The organism is Ewingella sp. AOP9-I1-14 (assembly GCF_052375995.1).
In the GTDB taxonomy this organism is placed as follows: Bacteria; Pseudomonadota; Gammaproteobacteria; order Enterobacterales; family Enterobacteriaceae; genus Ewingella; species Ewingella allii.
Map to the genome: position 1 here is coordinate 785,499 of NZ_JBQSVA010000001.1, position 19,520 is coordinate 805,018.

At 54.2% G+C, this 19,520-nt stretch carries 17 protein-coding genes, 6 tRNA genes, 1 other RNA gene and 1 pseudogene; 14 read left to right on the top strand and 11 right to left on the bottom strand.

Annotated elements, in window-relative coordinates:
• Window position 1: 1 nt before the first annotated feature.
• On the bottom strand, window positions 2-157 hold the full coding sequence (locus tag ACT3RT_RS03605) for a hypothetical protein (RefSeq protein ID WP_353502852.1): 156 nt from the start codon (window positions 155-157) through the stop codon (window positions 2-4).
• 62 nt (window positions 158-219) lie between these two features.
• On the opposite strand from ACT3RT_RS03605, the gene ACT3RT_RS03610 reads away from it, so the two are divergent.
• Window positions 220-1,485: an ion channel protein gene (locus tag ACT3RT_RS03610; protein WP_496202512.1), complete on the top strand. Its 1,266-nt coding sequence runs from the start codon at window positions 220-222 to the stop codon at window positions 1,483-1,485.
• 4 nt (window positions 1,486-1,489) lie between these two features.
• On the opposite strand, the gene ACT3RT_RS03615 is transcribed toward ACT3RT_RS03610, so the two are convergent.
• A complete protein-coding gene (locus tag ACT3RT_RS03615; RefSeq protein ID WP_485904155.1) occupies window positions 1,490-2,188 on the bottom strand; it encodes an aspartate/glutamate racemase family protein in 699 nt (232 codons plus the stop codon).
• A 95-nt stretch (window positions 2,189-2,283) separates the two neighbouring features.
• The gene (locus ACT3RT_RS03620) at window positions 2,284-2,787 is read right to left on the bottom strand and encodes a multidrug/biocide efflux PACE transporter (RefSeq protein ID WP_485904153.1); all 504 of its coding nucleotides are present in this window, start codon (window positions 2,785-2,787) and stop codon (window positions 2,284-2,286) included.
• 141 nt (window positions 2,788-2,928) lie between these two features.
• On the opposite strand from ACT3RT_RS03620, the gene ACT3RT_RS03625 reads away from it, so the two are divergent.
• Window positions 2,929-3,804: a LysR family transcriptional regulator gene (locus ACT3RT_RS03625; RefSeq protein WP_485904176.1), complete on the top strand. Its 876-nt coding sequence runs from the start codon at window positions 2,929-2,931 to the stop codon at window positions 3,802-3,804.
• A 13-nt stretch (window positions 3,805-3,817) separates the two neighbouring features.
• Here ACT3RT_RS03625 and ACT3RT_RS03630 read toward each other — a convergent pair whose 3' ends face one another.
• The gene (locus ACT3RT_RS03630; RefSeq protein WP_496202599.1) at window positions 3,818-5,476 is read right to left on the bottom strand and encodes an alpha-keto acid decarboxylase family protein; all 1,659 of its coding nucleotides are present in this window, start codon (window positions 5,474-5,476) and stop codon (window positions 3,818-3,820) included.
• Between the two features lie 279 nt (window positions 5,477-5,755).
• On the opposite strand from ACT3RT_RS03630, the gene mgrA reads away from it, so the two are divergent.
• Window positions 5,756-6,745, top strand: coding sequence for an L-glyceraldehyde 3-phosphate reductase (gene mgrA / locus ACT3RT_RS03635; RefSeq protein WP_496202513.1), 990 nt, complete (start codon window positions 5,756-5,758; stop codon window positions 6,743-6,745).
• 146 nt (window positions 6,746-6,891) lie between these two features.
• Entirely contained in the window at window positions 6,892-7,272 is a 381-nt protein-coding gene (locus ACT3RT_RS03640) for a DUF2502 domain-containing protein (RefSeq protein WP_485904149.1), read from the top strand.
• Window positions 7,273-7,342: 70 nt separating this feature from the next.
• Here the strand turns inward: ACT3RT_RS03640 and ACT3RT_RS03645 are convergent.
• Window positions 7,343-8,581: pseudogene (locus tag ACT3RT_RS03645) on the bottom strand (Nramp family divalent metal transporter); the annotation flags it as partial.
• A 343-nt stretch (window positions 8,582-8,924) separates the two neighbouring features.
• On the opposite strand from ACT3RT_RS03645, the gene ACT3RT_RS03650 reads away from it, so the two are divergent.
• Window positions 8,925-10,112, top strand: a complete 1,188-nt coding sequence (locus ACT3RT_RS03650) for a NupC/NupG family nucleoside CNT transporter (protein WP_353502857.1) — start codon at window positions 8,925-8,927, stop codon at window positions 10,110-10,112.
• A 160-nt stretch (window positions 10,113-10,272) separates the two neighbouring features.
• On the opposite strand, the gene ACT3RT_RS03655 is transcribed toward ACT3RT_RS03650, so the two are convergent.
• Both ACT3RT_RS03655 and ACT3RT_RS03660 read right to left on the bottom strand, forming a co-directional pair.
• Window positions 10,273-10,348 (bottom strand) — tRNA-Ala (locus ACT3RT_RS03655).
• Window positions 10,349-10,429: 81 nt separating this feature from the next.
• Window positions 10,430-10,505, bottom strand: a tRNA-Ala gene (locus ACT3RT_RS03660).
• A gap of 353 nt (window positions 10,506-10,858) precedes the next feature.
• On the opposite strand from ACT3RT_RS03660, the gene ACT3RT_RS03665 reads away from it, so the two are divergent.
• Complete coding sequence (locus tag ACT3RT_RS03665) at window positions 10,859-11,647, top strand: formate/nitrite transporter family protein (RefSeq protein ID WP_353502858.1); 789 nt, start codon at window positions 10,859-10,861, stop codon at window positions 11,645-11,647.
• A 79-nt stretch (window positions 11,648-11,726) separates the two neighbouring features.
• On the opposite strand, the gene gltX is transcribed toward ACT3RT_RS03665, so the two are convergent.
• Window positions 11,727-13,142 (bottom strand): glutamate--tRNA ligase, encoded by a 1,416-nt coding sequence (gene gltX / locus ACT3RT_RS03670; protein ID WP_496202514.1) that lies wholly within the window; start codon window positions 13,140-13,142, stop codon window positions 11,727-11,729.
• A 264-nt stretch (window positions 13,143-13,406) separates the two neighbouring features.
• Between gltX and ACT3RT_RS03675 the strand changes: the two genes are divergently transcribed.
• The 7 genes from ACT3RT_RS03675 (at window position 13,407) to ACT3RT_RS03705 (ending at window position 15,095) form a co-directional block, all read left to right on the top strand.
• Window positions 13,407-13,482 (top strand) — tRNA-Val (locus ACT3RT_RS03675).
• A gap of 46 nt (window positions 13,483-13,528) precedes the next feature.
• Window positions 13,529-13,604 (top strand) — tRNA-Val (locus ACT3RT_RS03680).
• Between the two features lie 43 nt (window positions 13,605-13,647).
• Window positions 13,648-13,723: transfer RNA gene (locus ACT3RT_RS03685), tRNA-Val, on the top strand.
• A 7-nt stretch (window positions 13,724-13,730) separates the two neighbouring features.
• Window positions 13,731-13,806 (top strand) — tRNA-Lys (locus tag ACT3RT_RS03690).
• 44 nt (window positions 13,807-13,850) lie between these two features.
• Window positions 13,851-13,975: non-coding RNA, RtT sRNA (locus ACT3RT_RS03695), on the top strand.
• Between the two features lie 142 nt (window positions 13,976-14,117).
• Complete coding sequence (locus ACT3RT_RS03700) at window positions 14,118-14,681, top strand: nucleotidyltransferase family protein (RefSeq protein WP_496202515.1); 564 nt, start codon at window positions 14,118-14,120, stop codon at window positions 14,679-14,681.
• A 75-nt stretch (window positions 14,682-14,756) separates the two neighbouring features.
• Window positions 14,757-15,095, top strand: a complete 339-nt coding sequence (locus ACT3RT_RS03705; RefSeq protein WP_353502861.1) for a FlxA-like family protein — start codon at window positions 14,757-14,759, stop codon at window positions 15,093-15,095.
• A 10-nt stretch (window positions 15,096-15,105) separates the two neighbouring features.
• Here the strand turns inward: ACT3RT_RS03705 and ACT3RT_RS03710 are convergent, their stop codons facing one another.
• The gene (locus tag ACT3RT_RS03710; RefSeq protein WP_441655939.1) at window positions 15,106-16,026 is read right to left on the bottom strand and encodes a LysR family transcriptional regulator; all 921 of its coding nucleotides are present in this window, start codon (window positions 16,024-16,026) and stop codon (window positions 15,106-15,108) included.
• A 101-nt stretch (window positions 16,027-16,127) separates the two neighbouring features.
• On the opposite strand from ACT3RT_RS03710, the gene ACT3RT_RS03715 reads away from it, so the two are divergent.
• On the top strand, window positions 16,128-17,132 hold the full coding sequence (locus tag ACT3RT_RS03715) for a bile acid:sodium symporter family protein (RefSeq protein ID WP_353502865.1): 1,005 nt from the start codon (window positions 16,128-16,130) through the stop codon (window positions 17,130-17,132).
• Window positions 17,133-17,189: 57 nt separating this feature from the next.
• Here ACT3RT_RS03715 and ACT3RT_RS03720 read toward each other — a convergent pair whose 3' ends face one another.
• Both ACT3RT_RS03720 and ligA read right to left on the bottom strand, forming a co-directional pair.
• Window positions 17,190-17,432 carry a DUF3820 family protein gene (locus tag ACT3RT_RS03720; protein WP_034792015.1) on the bottom strand — a complete coding sequence of 81 codons (243 nt, stop codon included), beginning with the start codon at window positions 17,430-17,432 and terminating at the stop codon, window positions 17,190-17,192.
• 5 nt (window positions 17,433-17,437) lie between these two features.
• On the bottom strand, window positions 17,438-19,459 hold the full coding sequence (gene ligA / locus ACT3RT_RS03725) for an NAD-dependent DNA ligase LigA (protein WP_496199846.1): 2,022 nt from the start codon (window positions 19,457-19,459) through the stop codon (window positions 17,438-17,440).
• Window positions 19,460-19,520: the final 61 nt, after the last annotated feature.

Below are 19,520 nucleotides of genomic sequence, written 5' to 3' on the forward strand. Positions count from 1 at the left end.
GTTAAAACCCGCTTGCAGGACTATAAAAGTTTACAGAATAATTGTGGGCAAAATAGCGGTAATTGCTATAGCCTGCAACGCCCATTTGAGGCAACGCGTATTTATGCGGCGCGGCATCCAAAATAATGTCGCTAATGCCCAATTTCTTAGCCATCATTGCGATACAAAGCCTGTGCTGAAGCCTCGAGCGAGTGCAGTTCATCATAAAAGGATATGTGCATGCTGCATCCCCGTGCGAAAACGATGTTGGTCTTTACTTTGCCCGCGTTGGTCATCGGCATCTTATCCAGCCTGATTCTGGTCGCCATTATGCTGCTGGCGGGCGCGCTGCAAACCCTGCTCTGGCAGCACATTCCTTCTGCCCTGCATATTGATACCAGCTCGGCCAGTTGGACCTTATTCATGTTGACGCTAACCGGTTTGGGCGTCGGCGCGCTAATTAAGTATATGCCGGGCCACGCTGGGCCAGACCCCGCCACCGAATCGCTGATTGGCCCGCCCGTCGCGCTCAATGCCCTTCCCGGTTTGGCATTAGCCTTGATGCTGGGCCTGGCCGGAGGGGTGAGTCTCGGGCCGGAATACCCCATTACCGTGATTAACATTGCCCTCGCCGCCGCCGTGGGCCGCTTTTTGCTGCCTAAAGTCCCGACTATGGACTGGGTGATTTTAGCCGCCGCGGGCACCATCGGCGCGCTGTTCGGCACGCCTATCGCCGCCGCGCTGATTTTTTCGCAAATGCTCGGCGGAGATAAAGATATTCCGCTATGGGACCGGCTTTTTGCGCCGCTGGTCGCCGCAGGCGCGGGGGCGCTGACCACCGATCAGTTCTTCGAGCCTGATTTCTCTTTGAATATCGACCCTTATGACGCTTCGCGCCTGGTGGATGTGTTCAGTGGCTCGGTGGTGGTGCTGATTGCGATTGCGATTGGCATGGTTGCCGTCTGGCTGTTCCCGCACGTCCACCGGCTGTTCCACAGCATCAAAAATCCCATTCTTATGCTGGGGGTTGGCGGCTTTGTGTTAGGACTGCTGGCATTGATTGGCGGGGAAATCACCCTGTTTAAAGGGCTGGATGAGATGAAACAGCTGGCGGAATCTAACCAGCTATTTGAAATTAGTTCGATGCTGGCGATAACCCTGACCAAGCTCGCCGCGCTAGTGGTGGCCGCCGCCTGTGGCTTTAGGGGCGGGCGCATCTTCCCGGCGGTGTTTGTCGGCGTTTCCCTTGGGCTGATGCTGCATCAATACGCGCCGGACGTGCCTGCTGCCGTCACCGTTTCTTGCGCCGTAATGGGCATGGTACTGGTGGTCACCCGCGACGGTTGGCTGAGCCTGTTTATGGCCGCAGCCGTGGTGCCGGGCCTGAAACTGCTGCCGCTGCTGTGTATTGTGATGCTGCCAGCCTGGCTGCTGCTGGCAGGCAAACCGCTGATGCTGGTCAGCAAATATCTGCCTGCCCGCCAAGAGAATAAAGAAGCCGAGTAAAAGATTAACGGTCAGAAAGGGCGAACTCCGCCGCCGCCAGTGCATGGATGGCGGTGGTATCAAACACCGGCACGCCGGCATCCTGCTGGCCGACCAGCAGCGTAATTTCCGTACAACCGAGAATAATTCCCTCCGCCCCCTGCTGCTCTAGCTCGCCCATGATGCGGCGATACTCTTCGCGAGAGGCGTCACTGATTTCCCCCAGGCAAAGCTCTTCATAGATGATGCGATGCACAATGTTGCGGTCGGCCTCGTTCGGGGTCAGCACCTCAATCTGGTGTTTATCCTGCAAGCGGCCGCGATAGAAATCCTGCTCCATGGTGAATTTGGTGCCGAGCAGCCCAATGCGCTTCAGCCCCTGAGCTTTGATCTTTTCCGCCGTCGCGTCGGCAATGTGCAGCAGCGGCAGGCCGCCAATGCGTTCGATGTCATCCGCCACTTTATGCATGGTGTTGGTACAGACCACAATCATCTCAGCCCCGGCGCGCGCCAGTGCCTGTGCGGCATCACCGAGAATTTGCCCAGCCTGCTGCCAATCCCCTTGGGCCTGAAGTTTTTCAATATCGTAGAAGTCGACGCTGTGCAGGAACAGCCGCGCGGAGTGCAATCCGCCGAGCTGCCGTTTGACGTGTTCATTGATGGTGCGGTAGTAAGGCACGGTGGATTCCCAACTCATGCCGCCAATTAATCCTAAGGTTTTCATCTGCTGTCACCCTGCCGACTCTATTTTGCGTGAGGGTAAAACATAACCGAGCGCGCCCCTGCTGACAAACAGTGACGCGCCCGGCGAGCAGAAAATTACTGTTTTGCTGAACAGGCTTTCTGAGTCGACTCATCGGCCAGACGCGCAGCGCGGCGCTCGACAATGCGCTGGCGCAAGGTGTCATACAGCCAGTTGTAGAACATGGTGTATGGCAGGAAGAACAGGAAGAAGCCAATTTCCAGCATAAAGGCGTTAAGCAGTGAAATGCCCAACCAGCCTGCGGCAATCGGCAGCCCCATCAATATAAATCCGCCCTCGAAGCCCAGTGCGTGGCAGACGCGTACTTTCAGGGTTCGCGCCACGCGGCTGACTGGCCAGAGACGATCGAAAATCGAGTTGTAAACGATGTTCCACAGCATCGCCGTGGTAGAGAGCAAAATCGCCAGGGTGCCCATTTCAAACATCGACTTGTTCAACAGCCATGCTGCAATCGGCGCGGAAATCATTACCGCTAAGGCTTCAAAACCGACCGCATGCAGGATGCGCTCGCCTAAAGATTTTTTACTCGCGAGTTGAGTATTTGTTTTTAACTTTGACATAAAGACCTGCCGTTATTCCTCAATAGGGTGAGTGACTTGGGTCACAGGTCGGCATTATCATCGCTAAATAAGATAGGTTAAAGATAGTTAATATCGATAAAATAGATGGATAAACCCTTAACCGCCAATCTGGAGATTGCCATGCGTTACTCGCCAGAAGCCTTAGTCGCCTTTGTGGAAGCTGCGGATACCGGCTCTTTTTCCGCCGCCGCACGCAAACTGCGCAAAAGCCAGTCCACGGTCAGCACCGCCATCGCCAATCTTGAAGTGGATTTGGGCCTGACGCTGTTTGACCGCAACAGCCGCCAGCCGGTGTTAACGCCACAGGGCAAAAGGGTGCTCAATCACGTTCAGGCGATTTTGGCCGCCAGTGAGCGCCTTGATGAGCTGGCAATTCGCCTCTCCACGCAGGTGGAAACCCGACTGACCTTCGTACTTTCAGACACTTACCAGCCGACTCACCATGAGAATCTGCTTAAACGCTTTGAGCGGCGCTATCCCGATATTGAGTTTGAATGCCTGATTGCTGAGGATCAGGATGTGATTGATCTGCTACAGGCTGGGCGGGCGCACATTGGCATGCTGGAAGTGCAGGACTCCTACCCGCCGGACATCGGCGTGGCGCGCCTGCCGGAGCAAACTGACATGGACATTTTTGTCAGTCGCGACCATCCGCTGGCTCAGCTTTCCAACATTCAGCCTGAGCATTTGCATACTTTCCGCCAGTTAAGCCTCCAGCCCTATCGCCGCACCGAGACCCGGGCGCAGGGGCAAACCTGGTCCGCACCGAGCTATTTGATGCTGCTGGAAATGGCCGAGCAGGGCTTTGGCTGGTCGGTACTGCCGCACTGGCTGGTGCGCCAGTTTGGGCATAACAAGCTGGTGACGTTACCGATGCGCGGCTGGCCGAAGCTGATTTCAGTGGACGCGGTGTGGAGTAAAAACAATCAGCCCGGCCCGGCGGGAAGTTGGTTCATCGACCAGCTAATCGATCCTTTGCTGGCCGATGAACCCTGAGCAGTCAGTCGGGTTAATCCCCCGAGTTTCTCTTCGAGATAGACTTACTGACAGCGTCCAATAGCTCGGGGATATCCATTTTCGGCACCACCACTTCCACCCAGGCCATTTGCGGTTTATCGCGCAGGGTGGACATCACCTGACTTAGCTGGTCGCGGCTTTCGACTCGCTGGCTGAGCACGTCCGGCCCGCCAAAGGCGGCGGGGAATAGGGTCCAATTCCAGCGCGCAATATCGTTGTAGCGCTGCGTCTCGCCATGGATAGCTCTTTCCACCGTATAGCCGTCATTGTTGATGAGGAAAATGTGGGTTTTTAAGCCGTAACGGATCGCCGCGCCCAGCCCTTGCAGGGTGAGCTGCGCCGAGCCGTCGCCAATAATCAGCACCACCCGACGCTCAGGCTCGGCAGTTTGCGCGCCAAAGGCGGCTGGCAGGGTAAAGCCAATCGAACCCCAAAGTGGTTGGACGATAACATCACACCCCTCGGGCAACGTGAGCGCCGCCGCGCCGAAGCTGGAGGTCCCCTGCTCCACCACCAGCAGATCGTTGGGTTGCAAGAATTCCTGCATTAATTGCCAGAAGACCTGCTGATCCAGCTCGCTGTTATCCGACGATGGCAGCGGCGTGCGGCTAAAGTCAGGCTTTTCCCACTGGTCGCGAAGTTCAGCCGTCAGCCGGTGCAGGGCTTCCACGGCTTTCACCATAGGGAGCTGATGGAACACCTGTTTACCAATGCGCGCGCTGAAAGGTTCGAGTTCGATACAACCCTCTTCAGGCAGCTTTTGGGTGAATCCGGCGGTAATGGTATCGCCAAAACGCACCCCGATATTAATGACCACCTCGGCCTGCTCCACCACCTTCTTCACCACCGGGCAGCTCGCCGCGCCGGAGTAAGTGCCGGCAAAATGCGGATTCTGCTCGTTGAACAGCCCCTTGCCCATCAACAGCGTCGAGTGTGCCAACGGAATATCATCAACCCACTGCTGAAGTGCCTGTTTGGCTTTAAAACGGTCGGCCAGAAAATCCCCCAATACCGTCACCCGGCGCTTGTCGCGCAGCAGCTCGCGGGCGGTATCAGTGAAGGCGCTAAGGGAATCTTGGGAAAAGGCGGATTGGAGAAGAGGCTGTTTGGTGGCACGGCTGGTGACAGGGAGCTTGGCGACGTCGCTTGGTAAGAGAAGGTAGCCGGGCCGCGAGTGGTAAATCGCCTCGGCCACCACGCGGTCAATTTCCGCCAGCGCGTTTTCCGGGGTTAGCAACCCCTGCGCCACGCTGACCTGCCGCGACATCTCGGCAAAGCGAGCAAAGTTGCCATCGCCCATGGAGTGATGCAGCAATTCGCCTTTTTTCTGCGAGGAAAGCGGAGGCGCGCCGACAATATGAATCACCGGCAAGTATTCGGCATAACTTCCCGCTACCCCATTGAGCGCGCTGAGTTCTCCCACGCCGAAGGTGGTCAGCAGAGCCGCCGCCCCCTTGCGTCGCGCATAGCCGTCGGCACCATAGGCGGCATTCAATTCATTGGTACAGCCCACCCAGGTTATTTGCTGGTGGCTAATTACGTGGTCGAGGAATTGCAGGTTGTAGTCGCCTGGCACGCCAAACAGGTGGGAAATATTGCTAAGTGATAGTCGGTCGAGGAGATAGTCACCTACGGTATAAGCATTACTCATCATGATCCCCTAATATTTTTAGCTTCTATAGTTGATAACTCTAGAAAGTATTGACGCAGATCGCCGATTAGGAAACGTGCGCCAAAAATTAGGGTTGGAAATTTTGCCTTACACCCCTGCCCGATTTAGGCGCAGGTTCCGTTATTCATCACAATGACTGATAGGCCGATGAGTAACATCCCAAGGTTGTTAACCCGCTCGCTGGAAAAATCTGTGGAAACGCATACACTAAAACGGCTTTTTATCTTTCCTACGACTAAAAATAATAAGGTTAACTCTATGGCTTATCAGGCGAAACCTACGCGATATGAACAGATGCAGTACCGACGCTGCGGCCACAGCGGGCTGAAGCTGCCCGCCATCTCCCTTGGCCTGTGGCACAACTTTGGCGACAACGCGCACTTTGATAACGCGCGCCATTTGATTCGTCACGCCTTCGATAATGGCATCACCCATTTTGATTTAGCCAATAACTACGGCCCGCCGCCCGGCTCGGCTGAAACGCACTTTGGCCGCATTTTGCAGGAAGATTTACAGCCCTATCGCGATGAGCTGATTATCTCCTCCAAGGCCGGTTACACCATGTGGGACGGCCCTTATGGCGATTGGGGCTCGAAGAAATATCTGGTCGCCAGCCTCAATCAGAGCCTAAAACGCATGGGTCTGGAGTATGTGGATATTTTCTACCACCACCGCCCGGATCCCGACACGCCATTGGAAGAAACCATGGCGGCGCTGGATCTCATCGTCCGCCAGGGGAAAGCGCTGTACGTCGGTTTGTCCAACTATCCGGCCGAGCGCGCCAAACAGGCTTTCGCCATTCTGCAACGCCTCGGCACGCCGTGCCTGATCCATCAGCCGAAATACTCGATGTTCGAACGCTGGGTAGAGGCTGATTTGCTCGACACGCTGGCGCAAAACGGGGTTGGGTCGATTGCCTTCTCCCCTCTGGCCGGTGGCGTGCTGACCGATCGCTATCTGGCGGGCATTCCGCAGGATTCGCGCGCGGCGAGCAGCAGCCAGTTCCTCACCACCGACCAACTCACCGCCGAGAAGCTGGAAAAAGTGCGTAAGCTGAATGCCATTGCCGAAGCGCGCGGCCAGAAGCTGTCGCAAATGGCGTTAGCCTGGGTGCTGCGCGGCGACAGAGTGACCTCGGTGCTGATTGGTGCCAGTAAAACCAGCCAGATTGATGATGCCATCGGCATGCTCGGCAACCGCCAGTTTAGTGAGCAGGAGCTGGCTGAAATCGAAGGGATTTTGGTGTAAACGCTTTCCCACAAGGCGAATAAAGGAGAAAACGTTAGCTTTGTGTTAAGCGGCGTAAAACAATCAAAACAGGATTGTAAGCAATAGAATAGGTGTTGCCTTCCTCTTATAACTGTTAGCAGAAATTATAAGAGAGAGGAGGCGACATGATTAAGCCTTTATTATTCGGAAGTTTATTGTTTGCCCTGCTGCCTGCCGCGGCCCCCGCCGCGCAGGCCAGCAGCTTTAGCCTGAATACCCCTGGCCTTTCAATCAATATCGGTGACCGCGACCGTCGCGGTTACTACTGGGATGGTTATGATTGGCGTGATAGCCGTTGGTGGAACAGCCACCGCGGGCGTTATTACGGCGAGCGCAGCCATCGCGGCTACTACTGGGACGGCGGACGCTGGCGAGATCGCGGCTGGTGGAACAACCATCAGTCGCGGCACCGCCCGCCTCACGGTCACGCTTATGGTCACGATCGCGGGCATCATGGAAAACATGGGCATGGCGATCACGGTGGGCATGGCGGGCATCATCACTAATTTTCTCGCGACCAACGAAAACGGGACAGTTTAGGCTGTCCCGTTTTTTATCCTTTTATCTATTCCCGTTTTACTTAAGCATGCCAATCAGCAAATAGAGGTTAAGGCTGACCACCAGCAGCACGATCACTCGCCCCGCCCACTGTATCCCTTTCGAATTGACCATTTCGCCCATCAGCTCGCGGTTGCCGGTAAATGCCAGCAGAGGCAGCAGCGCCAGCGCAATGCCGAAACTCAGCAGTACCTGACTCATCACCAGAATCCGCGTGGCGTCCAGCCCCATCATGATGACAATAAAAGATGGCGCCATGGTCACCGTGCGGCGCACCCACAGCGGAATATAGAATTTCACAAAGCCTTGCATCACCACCTGCCCGGCCAAGGTTCCGACCACGGTAGAGGAGAGGCCAGCCGCAACCAGACTCAGGCCAAAGGTGATGGCCGCCGCCTGCCCCAGCAAGGGTTCTAGCGTGAGATAAGCCTGATCCAACTCGCTAATGCCCTGATGCCCGCTAAAGTGGAAAGCCGCCGCGGCGGTGGCCATCATCGCCAGATTCACAAAACCGGCGATGGTCATGGCAATGCCGACATCCAACTTGGTCGCTGAATAGCGCTGCGCCTTTGACGCGTCGCCCGCGCGCTGGGTTAAGGACGAGTGCAGGTAAATCACGTGCGGCATAATGGTCGCGCCCAGCACGCCAGCAGCCAGATACACGGCGTCGCTCGACGGTAAGTTAGGGATCAACATCCCCTTGCCCAGCGCCGCCATGCTTGGCTGAGAGAAGAACAGTTCGACGATATAGGCCGCCGCCACGAACAGCAGTAGGCCGGCAATCACCAGTTCGAGTGGTTTCTGCCCGCGCTTTTGCAAGGCGAGGATAATAAAGGTGGCGATCCCGGTCAGCACCGCGCCTTGCAGCAGTGAGACGCCGAGCAGCAATTTAAAACCAATGGCCGCGCCGATAAACTCGGCCAGATCGGTCGCCATGGCAATAATTTCAGCCTGAACCCAATAGGCCCAGACCGCCGGACGCGGGAAGCGATCGCGGATATGCTCGGCCAGATTTTTGCCGGTGGCGATACCCAGTTTGGCGGAGAGCAGCTGGATAAGCATCGCCATAATATTGGCCCACACCACCACCCACAGCAGTTGATAGCCATAGGAAGCACCGGCCTGAATATTGGTGGCGAAGTTACCCGGATCGATATAGCCAATCGCGGCGATAAACGCTGGCCCCATTAGGGAAAGCTTTAATTTGCGGGAGGCGCGGCCGGAGGATTCGGCACGGCTGTTAAACATAGTCGTATTAACCTTACTATTGTTGCGCTTACATCAATCATATCTAATTGATAATGATTATCAAGTGCATTTAGATTGATCCAGCTGATTTCTCCGATAGGCACCAGAGACTCAGGGGCGAAATAGAGACGGTCGACCATATTTAGAAAACTATTACGGCTAATAATAAAGCTAGCACAACAATTCAACTTATGACTGATTTTATTAACATCTTGATTTTTTGTGTGGTCTGTTCAGAAATGTTGCAATCAGTGTCCGCAATTTCTATATTTGCAAGCCACTTCACGTTTTAAATGTACGCGTTACATAGAATGTCCGTCGAAATATAGCCTGCCTCTAATTTGGAGCACCCATGTCCCGAATACTGCACTTTGTATTAGCGTTGGCCGTTGTCGCTGTACTGGCCTTGCTGGTAAGTCGTGATCGTAAAAATATCCGTTTACGTTTCATCGCACAGCTGTTGGTCCTTGAAGTTTTATTAGCCTATTTCTTCCTCAACTCAGAGTTTGGATTAGGTTTCGTAAAAGGCTTCTCTGATCTGTTTGAGAAATTGTTAGCCTTTGCCGCAGAAGGGACCGGCTTCGTATTTGGAGGCATGAGCGATAAAGGATTAGCGTTCTTCTTCCTGAAAGTCTTGTGCCCAATCGTGTTCATTTCTGCACTGATTGGTATTTTGCAATACATCCGTATCCTGCCAATTATTATTCGCGCGATCGGTACGGTATTGTCAAAAGTCAACGGTATGGGGAAACTGGAATCCTTCAACGCCGTTAGCTCCCTGATCCTTGGTCAGTCTGAAAACTTTATCGCGTATAAAGACATTCTGGGCAAAATGTCAGAAAAACGTATGTACACCATGGCTGCTACCGCGATGTCGACGGTTTCTATGTCAATCGTGGGTGCTTACATGACCATGCTTGAGCCGCGTTATGTGGTTGCTGCGCTGGTTCTCAACATGTTCAGTACCTTTATCGTACTGTCACTGATCAACCCATATAAAGTTGATTCAGAAGAAGACCTGCAAATCGGCAACACCCATCAGGGTCAGAGCTTCTTTGAAATGCTGGGTGAATACATCCTGGCGGGCTTCAAAGTGGCGATCATCGTTGCAGCTATGTTGATTGGCTTCATCGCTCTGATTTCCTGCTTGAACGCGCTGTTCGACGTTGTTTTCGGTATCACCTTCCAAGGCGTGCTGGGTTATGTCTTCTACCCATTCGCATGGATCATGGGCGTACCGAGCCACGAAGCGCTGCAAGTGGGCAGTATCATGGCAACCAAGCTGGTTTCTAACGAATTCGTGGCCATGCTGGACCTGCAGAAAGTCGCAGGCGAGCTCTCCCCACGCGGCGTAGGCATCCTGTCTGTATTCCTGGTTTCTTTCGCCAACTTCTCTTCAATTGGTATCGTTGCAGGTGCAATCAAAGGCCTGAACGAGAAGCAAGGTAATGTGGTTTCACGCTTTGGCCTGAAACTGCTGTACGGCTCAACGCTGGTGAGCGTGCTGTCTGCATCTATCGCCGGTCTGGTACTGGCGTAAACGACAAACCTGCTAAACAGTTTCTAAAGGCGCTTCGGCGCCTTTTTTTGTGTCTGCTATTTGACGAAGGAACTAGCTGGAAGAGCTGGATTGAAGTCGGGACAGGGAATGCCAAATGGCAGAAAGCAAAAAACCGGCCAGAGGCCGGTTTCTTAAATTTTGGTGGAGATAAGCGGGATCGAACCGCTGACCTCTTGCATGCCATGCAAGCGCTCTCCCAGCTGAGCTATACCCCCACACGAGGTTGTTCACGTTTTAAGTCTTCTACTCAATTCCGCTCAGAGGAATCAAGTACCAACTTACTCTGAGAAGGAAGTTGGTGGAGATAAGCGGGATCGAACCGCTGACCTCTTGCATGCCATGCAAGCGCTCTCCCAGCTGAGCTATACCCCCATTTCCGACTCGTAAAAACGAGTGAACGGGGCGCATCATATGAAACCGAGCCAACCCTGTCAACGGCTAAATCTGAATATGGAATCAAGCGCTGAAAAAGCCGCCAACCCGGCCATAACTATCAAGTTTTTCCGCCGTCCAGATACAATTTTGTAGCTAAATACGTCTAAATTGCTTCGCCCTATTTTGGCTTTATTTATCCAGCCTTATGATCTTATTAAGCATTTTATTAACATGTGTGACTCAATGATTAATGGTTTGTTAGCAGGCTATGATAATCGTCTTGTTTTCGGATAAATCTGCGTCTAGACTGCCCGCGCAATAATCATAACCAACTATCGTCGAGTCCTCTTATGTCCTTGTATTCACCAAAAGAAATTGCATCAATCGCTGTAACGGCGGGAACAAATAAAAGCCGTGCAACCGTGTTGAATTTGTTAATTTTAGGATTCCTGGCCGGTGCTTTCATCGCAACAGGTTTTCTCCTGGATTTGCATGTAATAGGGACGTTGCCTGCATCCTGGGGTTCTTTCAGTAACTTGCTAGGCGCGGCTGTTTTCCCAGTGGGGATCATTTTGACGGTGCTGGCAGGCGGTGAGCTGCTAACCGGCAACATGATGACGCTGCCAATCGCCTGGTTCGCTCGTCAAATCAGCCTGTACGCCGTTTTGCGTAACTGGTTCTGGGTGACGCTGGCAAACCTGCTGGGCAGTCTGGCCGTTGCTTACTTCTTTGGTCACGTACTTGGTCTGACCGAAGGCGCGTTCTTGGCTAAAACCGTGGCTACCGCTACTGCAAAAGTAAATGCTGATTTCACTCAGGCATTTATTTCAGGCATCGGCTGTAACTGGCTGGTTTGTCTGGCTATCTGGCTGGCATTCGCCAGTAAAGAAGTTGGCGGGAAAGTGATTGGCATGTGGTTCCCGGTCATGGCGTTCGTGGCTATCGGCTTCCAGCACGTGGTTGCCAACATGTTCATCATCCCGGCGGCTATCTTTGCCGGTGCGCTGAGCTGGTCACAGTACCTGCCAAACTTCGTTGCCGTATTCTTGGGTAACGCAGTGGGCGGTGCTGGTTTCGTAGGTTTGATGTACTTCCTGGCTTACCGCCCGAATGCAGAATCTATCGCGGAACAACGTTAATACGTTCTGATTTGCTAGTCGCATAAAAAAAGCCAGCGAGGGAAACCCGCTGGCTTTTTCTTTATCTCAACGCAGACGATTACTGTTGAGCTTCGCGCTCAGCAATAAAGGCCAGAGCCTGATCGATACGCGCCAGAGTGCGGTTTTGACCAATCGCGTGAACCGTGACGTCCATACCCGGAGACATACCAGCACCCGTCACAGCAACGCGTAATGGCATACCGACTTTACCCATACCGACGCCCAGCTCATCAGCAGTACCCTGAATCGCGTTGTGAACGTTCTCGGCAGTCCATTCAGTGATTGCAGCCAGCTTGGCACGCACGGCTTCTAATGGCTGACGAGCAACCGGGCGCAGGTGTTTTTTCGCCGCGTCAGCATCAAACTCGCTGAAATCTTCATAGAAGTAACGGCAGGATTCAGCCATCTCTTTCAAAGTCTTACAACGCTCACCCAACAATTGGACGATTTCGAACAGCTGCGGACCATTGCGCGTCTCGATACCCAGTTGCTCAACGTGCCACAACAGGTGAGTCGCCACATAATGTGGATCCATGGTGGTGATGTAATGATGGTTCAGCCATTGCAGCTTTTCAGTGTTGAAGGCGCTGGCAGATTTGCTGACATTCTCCAGAGAGAACAGCGCTTTCATTTCATCAATGCTGAAGATCTCTTGGTCGCCGTGGGACCAGCCCAGACGCACCAAATAGTTGAGCAGCGCTTCTGGCAGGTAGCCATCATCGCGATACTGCATCACGCCGACCGCGCCGTGGCGTTTGGACAGTTTTTTGCCGTCGTCACCCAAAATCATGGACACGTGTGCGTAAACCGGCACTGGCGCGCCCAGCGCTTTCAGAATGTTAATCTGGCGCGGAGTGTTGTTGATATGGTCTTCGCCACGGATGACGTGAGTGATTTCCATATCCCAGTCATCCACCACCACGCAGAAGTTATAGGTTGGTGAACCATCGGTGCGTCGAATGATTAAGTCATCCAGCTCGTCATTGCTAAATTCGATCGGGCCACGGATCTGGTCATCAAAGATAACAGAACCTTCCTGCGGGTTGCAGAAACGCACCACACAAGGCTCATCAGCACTGTGATGCTCATGGCTGTCGCGGCAACGACCGTCATAACGAGGCTTCTCATTATTTGCCATTTGCTCTTCGCGCAGCGCTTCCAGACGCTCTTTGGAGCAGTAGCACTTATATGCCGTGCCATTTTCCAACATCTGGTCAATCACCGCGTTATAACGGTCAAAGCGTTTGGTCTGGAAGTATGGACCTTCATCCCATTGCAGATTCAACCAGTTCATGCCGTCCATAATCGCGTCAATGGCAGCCTGAGTGGAGCGCTCAAGATCGGTGTCTTCTATACGCAACACAAACTCACCGCCCAAATTACGGGCAAAAAGCCAGGAGTAAAGCGCGGTACGGGCGCCACCGACGTGCAAATAGCCGGTTGGGCTCGGAGCAAAACGGGTTTTGATTTTCATCTGGAATGCAGCCTTAATAGCGCAACGCCAAAAAACGTTGCTATCAATTAACAAAAAGTGGGCGTCATTCTACCACTCTGCCCTGAATCCTCAACGCCGATAGGGAGTTCACAAGGGCTATTCACACTATGAATGCGTAAAGAATCAACTACGCGGGCGAGAAATCCGTCATCTTGTCTACTTTTCGGGCGAACGGTGTTTTTTGTTTTTAAAAACCGTTGACGTAAGTTTAAGTATCCCTATAATGCGACTCCATCACGACGGGGGCGATTAGCTCAGTTGGTAGAGCATCTCCTTTACACGGAGGGGGTCGGCGGTTCGAGCCCGTCATCGCCCACCACTCATTAGAGTGACCGCGTTGTGATAAGTAAGAAGAAATGAGAAATGGGCGATTAGCTCAGTTGGTAGAGCATCTCCTTTACACGGAGGGGGTCGGCGGTTCGAGCCCGTCATCGCCCACCATTTCTCAACAAGCTTCTTCTTACATTGTGGAGTACCCAGAAGTGGGCGATTAGCTCAGTTGGTAGAGCATCTCCTTTACACGGAGGGGGCCGGCGGTTCGAGCCCGTCATCGCCCACCACTTCTGCGGGCCGTTAGCTCAGTTGGTAGAGCAGTTGACTTTTAATCAATTGGTCGCTGGTTCGAATCCAGCACGGCCCACCAATTTAGAGAAAAGCGCCTTTAGGCGCTTTTTTCGTTTCTATAGCACCATGATTTAACCGTGATGGAGGCGAACCAGCTGCTGGTTCGAGCCGAGCGAAGCGAGACGACAACGCAACGCGTTGCCCGCAGGGTGAGGCCGAAGGCCGAATCAATCCAGCACGGCCCACCACTCCTTATTACAGGGAGTAGAGAAAAGCGCCTTTAGGCGCTTTTTTCGTTTCTAGACCTGCTCAAAAATTTCAATCTAAAACATCCCTCTGCCATTCCTACATTTATCTATACTGTCCATCATTTCGATACGGGAAAAGATAATGACTGAACAACAGCGACAGCAACAAATAATCCAGTGGATTGAACAAGATGAGATGCGCATGCTGGCCCTGCGTGCTGCGAAACAGCTGGCGCTGAATGATTGGTGCTTGGCGGCGGGATTTGTTCGCAATTTGGTGTGGGACCGTCTGCACGACTTCGGCCAAAGCACGCCGCTCAACGATATCGACGTGATTTACTTCAATCCCCAAAATACATCGTTCGACGTCGAAAAAGAGTATGAGCGGCAGCTTGGAGATATTGCTGACTTGCCTTGGTCGGTAAAGAATCAGGCGCGTATGCACCTTCTGCATGACCATGCCCCCTACTCGTCCAGCAGCGAAGCCATGAGTTACTGGGTGGAGACGGAAACGGTGATTGGCGCAAAGCTAAATGATCTGAATAAGGCGGAGCTGGTCGCGCCGGTCGGCACCGCCGAGCTGTTTGAGTTCAGCATCACGCCCAATCCGCGCCATGGGAATACCTTAGTGCTGCTGGAACGCGTGCAAAGCAAAGGCTGGCTATCACGCTGGCCTAAGCTGCGCCTGCAATTACCGCAATCTTAAAGATCCCCGCTGCCTTGCCGATACCTGTTAAGTACCCGCGTATGCAATAACAGGCAATAAATAAGCGAGGCAGTAATGAGTACGATCAGTACCACAACCAATATCTCTATGGGATCGGCATCTGGCGGCGGCGGTGGGCAAATTGCCCAATTGAATAAGCAGATTGATAAACTTACGCAGCAGCTGAAAAATCTATCGAAAAAAAGCGACCAGTCTCAGGAAGAAGTGCAGAAGCAAATCGCATCAATTCGCCAACAAATCATCATGTTGCAGCAGCAGATCCAACAAATTCAGCACCAACAGGCGCAGAAAGCTGAACAACAAGCTGAGAAAGCCATGCTCGACGCTGAAAAAGCCAATCCTAAAAAAGATGACGATAAAAAGGCTGCGGGTCAGGTCGATATTTACGTCTAACCCTTTAGCTTTATAGCAAACCCCGCAGGCTGCGTTTTTTGGTCAATTGCGCCGCCTGCCATTTCACCTCTTGCCAAATGGCCTGCGCGGCGGGTGACAGCGAACGATTTTTACGCCGCACCAGCATCAAGGCGCGGTTTATTTCCGGCTCCAGCGTTCTTACCACCAGTTGGCTGCCCTGCGGCAAAGGCAGCGCCAGCGCGGGAAGCACGCTGACGCCCAGCCCGGCTTCGACCATCGGATAGAGCGTCGCCGGATGCCCCACCTCCTGCACCACATTGGCGGCAATCCCCTGCTTCGCCAGCGCGTTGTCGATCAATATGCGGCTTCCCGACTCATAATCTTGCAGAACCAGCGGCTGCTCCCCGAGCTGCTGCCACTTCACCGCGCTTTGATGAGCGAAAGCATGGTCTTGATGGCACAGCAATAAGAACGGCTCGTGCAAAATAATCTCGCCCTCAAGGTCTGGGCTAATCCCCGGTTCGATCACAATGCCAAAATCCACTTCGGCATTGCGCACGCTGTTCAACACCAGCCGCTGTGCCTGGTCGCGCAACAAGATGGTGATATCGGGGTAATTCTTTTGGCTACGGGCGATGCAGCTCGGCATAAGCTGGGCGGAAATAGTTTGGCTGGCGGCTATGCGCACGCGACCATTGTGCTGCGTGCCAAAGCTGCGGGTATCGAGCAGCATCGCGTGCAGCTCATCGAGCAGTGGCTCAACGCGACTTGCCAGCCGCTGGCCGGCATTGGTGAGAATCACCTCGCGCGTGGTTCTGTCCAGCAAACGCACGCCCACCTCGGCCTCCAGCTCTTTCATACTGTGGCTTATGGCAGACTGACTCAGCCCAATGGCGTCCCCTGCCCGGCTGAAACTTTGGTAGCGCGCCACGGCGACAAACACCCGCAACTGCTTGAGAGAGTAGTTCATGAATAAATTTCATCAATGCATTAAATAAATCAATTTTTTAATTGTATATCAGCGATTCAAAATAGCGGCATGGCTTTATTCCTTTTCATGCAGAGAAACTCATGCGCTTTTTACCCGACCGCTTTACTCAAACGCTGATTGGCACCGTGCTGCTGGCAACCTTCCTACCCGCCAGCGGCGTGTTTGTCGCCTTCTTCAATAACCTGACTATCTTCGCCATCGGCCTGCTGTTCTTTATGCACGGCGCGAAGCTGTCGCGCGAAGCCATCTTCGCCGGCAGTAATAACTGGCGGCTGCACCTGTGGGTGATGTGCAGCACCTTTATCATCTTCCCGGTGCTCGGGCTGCTGTTCCAGTGGTGGCACCCGATTGATGTCAGCCCGCAAATCTACAGTGGCTTTGTCTATCTGTGCATTCTGCCCGCCACCGTGCAGTCGGCGATTGCCTTTACTTCCATGGCCGGGGGCAACGTGGCGGCGGCGGTGTGTAGCGCTTCTGCATCCAGCCTGTTGGGTATTTTTGTCTCGCCGCTGCTGGTTGGTCTGTTGATGCACGTGCAGGGCACTACCGGCGACAGCTTGCAGCAGGTGTGGCACATTATGCTGCAACTGCTGGTGCCGTTTGTGGCCGGGCACCTGCTGCGCCCGCTGATTGGCGGCTTTGTCGAGCGTCACCGTAAAATGATTGGTAAGACGGACCAGACTTCCATCCTGCTGGTGGTCTACACCGCGTTTAGCGAGGCGGTAACTCAGGGGATTTGGCATCAGGTGGGGCTGGGTTCGCTGCTGTTTATCGTGGTCTTCAGCCTGGTATTGCTGGCCTTTATTCTGGTTATCAATACCTATATGGCGCGCTGGATGGGCTTTAGCAAGGCTGACGAGATAACCATCGTATTTTGTGGTTCGAAGAAGAGTCTGGCGAACGGCATTCCGATGGCGAATATTCTGTTCCCGGTCAGCGCAATTGGCATGATGGTGCTGCCGCTAATGATTTTCCATCAGGTGCAGCTGATGACCTGCGCCGTGCTGGCGAAACGCTACCAGCGTAAACAGCTGGCGAAGCAGCAGTCAGAGCCAGAAGCACAGGTTCAGGCAAGAATGAACTGAGTTGATTTAGCTTGGAACAGAAAGCAGAAGGCGCTGAAATCAGCGCCTTCTTTTATTTTACTCGTCAGTGCCGGAAAGCCCCGGCCCGCCTCGGCGCAGTGGGTTAATCAGGCTCTGCAAGCCTTCACTTTTGATCGCCAGCGTAAGCTGCATCAGCTCACCAAGCTTGCCCGCCGGGAATTCATCTTTGCGCGCAAACCACAGCAAATACTCTTCGGGTAAATCAATCAGTACGCGCCCGGCGTACTTGCCGAAGGGCATTTTCATGTTGGCGATTTCGATTAAATCTTCCTTTTCCATGGCCATTAATCACCCAGCAGGCGGATCATTTCCGCTTCGTCGATAACCTCGATGCCCAGCTCCTGCGCCTTGGCTAGTTTCGAGCCAGCCGCTTCGCCCGCAATCACTAAATCGGTCTTCTTCGACACGCTGCCAGACACTTTAGCGCCCAGCGCGGTGAGGCGATCTTTGGCTTCGTCTCGGGAGAGAATCGACAGCGAGCCGGTCAGCACCACGGTTTTCCCGGCGAACGGGCTATCAATCTCTTCGGCAATCACCACTACCGGAGCAGGCCAGTGAATGTTGATTTCCGGGCTGAGTAGCTCCTCAATCACCTGCTGGTTGTGCTCTTCGGAGAGGAAGTTGACCACGTGCTTGGCCACCACGTCGCCGACGTCCTGCACGCCTTTCAGCGATTCCACGTCGGCCGCGCGCAGTGCCTCGATAGAGCCATAGTGCGCCGCCAGATTCGCCGCCGTCGCCTCGCCCACCTCGCGAATACCCAGCGCATAGAGGAAGCGAGCCAGCGTAGTTTCTTTGGCTTTTTCCAGCGCGTTCACCACGTTTTGCGCTGATTTCGGCCCCATTCGGTCCAAACCGGTGAGCTTGCCCGCGCTCAGGCGGAACAGGTCTGCCGGGTTTTTGACATACTCTTTTTCCACCAGTTGGTCGATTATCTTGTCGCCCATGCCGTCGACGTCCAAGGCGCGGCGCGAGACGAAATGCTTCAAGGCTTCTTTACGCTGCGCCCCGCAAATCAGTCCGCCGGTACAGCGCGCCACGGCCTCGCCTTCCACGCGTTCGACGTCGGAATTACACACCGGGCAGTGGGTTGGGAAGACCACTTCGCGGGCGTTTTCAGGGCGCTCGGCCAGCACCACGCCGACGACCTGCGGGATAACGTCACCGGCGCGGCGAATGATCACCGTGTCGCCAATGCGCAGGCCCAGACGCTCGATTTCATCCGCATTGTGCAGCGTGGCGTTACTCACCATCACCCCAGCAACCTGAACCGGCTCAAGGCGCGCAACGGGGGTAATCGCCCCGGTGCGCCCGACTTGAAACTCAACATCCTTCACCAAAGTGATCTGCTCTTGGGCCGGGAATTTAAAAGCGGTGGCCCAGCGCGGCGCGCGCGCCACAAAGCCCAGAGTCTCTTGGATATCTAAGGAATCAATCTTGACCACCACGCCGTCGATATCAAAACCGAGCGTAGCGCGGTCTGCCTCTACTTGGCGATAGAAGGCCAGAACCTCATCTCGACCGGTACACAGCTGGGTGCGATCGCTAACCGGCAGGCCCCAGGCTTTGAACTGCTGCAATCGGGCGATATGGCTGCGCGGCAGCCCGCCGCCTTCCAGCAGGCCCACGCCGTAGCAGAAGAAGGTCAGCGGGCGCTTTGCCGTGATGCGCGGATCAAGCTGGCGCAAAGAACCAGCGGCGGCGTTACGCGGGTTAGCGAACACTTTCCCGCCTGTCCGGCGCGCCTCTTCATTTAAGGCTTCAAAACCGGGCTGGGGCATAAAGACTTCGCCTCGCACTTCGAGCCGGGCGGGGATATTCTCTCCCTGCAAGCGCAGAGGAATGGCGCGGATGGTGCGCACGTTGGCGGTAATGTTCTCGCCGGTGGTGCCGTCGCCGCGGGTGGCGGCCTGCACTAGCTCACCGTTTTCATACAGCAGGCTGACCGCCAGACCATCGAGCTTTAGCTCGCAGCAGAAGGTCAACGGCTCGGTGGTTTTCAGACGGTCCTGAACGCGTTTATAGAAAGCCAGATAGCTCTCTTCATCAAACACGTTATCCAGCGACAGCATCGGCACCTGATGCTTGACCTGCTCGAAAGCTGAAATGGGTGCCGCGCCGACGCGCTGAGTCGGGGAATCGGCGGTGATCAGCTGCGGATTGGCCTCTTCTAATGCGCGCAGTTCGCGCATCAGGCGGTCATATTCGGCATCGGGTATTTCAGGGGCGTCCAGCACGTGATACTGGTATTCATGATGGCGTAACTGGGTGCGTAATTGATTGATTTGATTTTCGATTGTGGCCATGAGTCACCATGAAGATAAAAAACCCCCGACAAGCGGGGGTCATTGGAAGGACTGAATATCT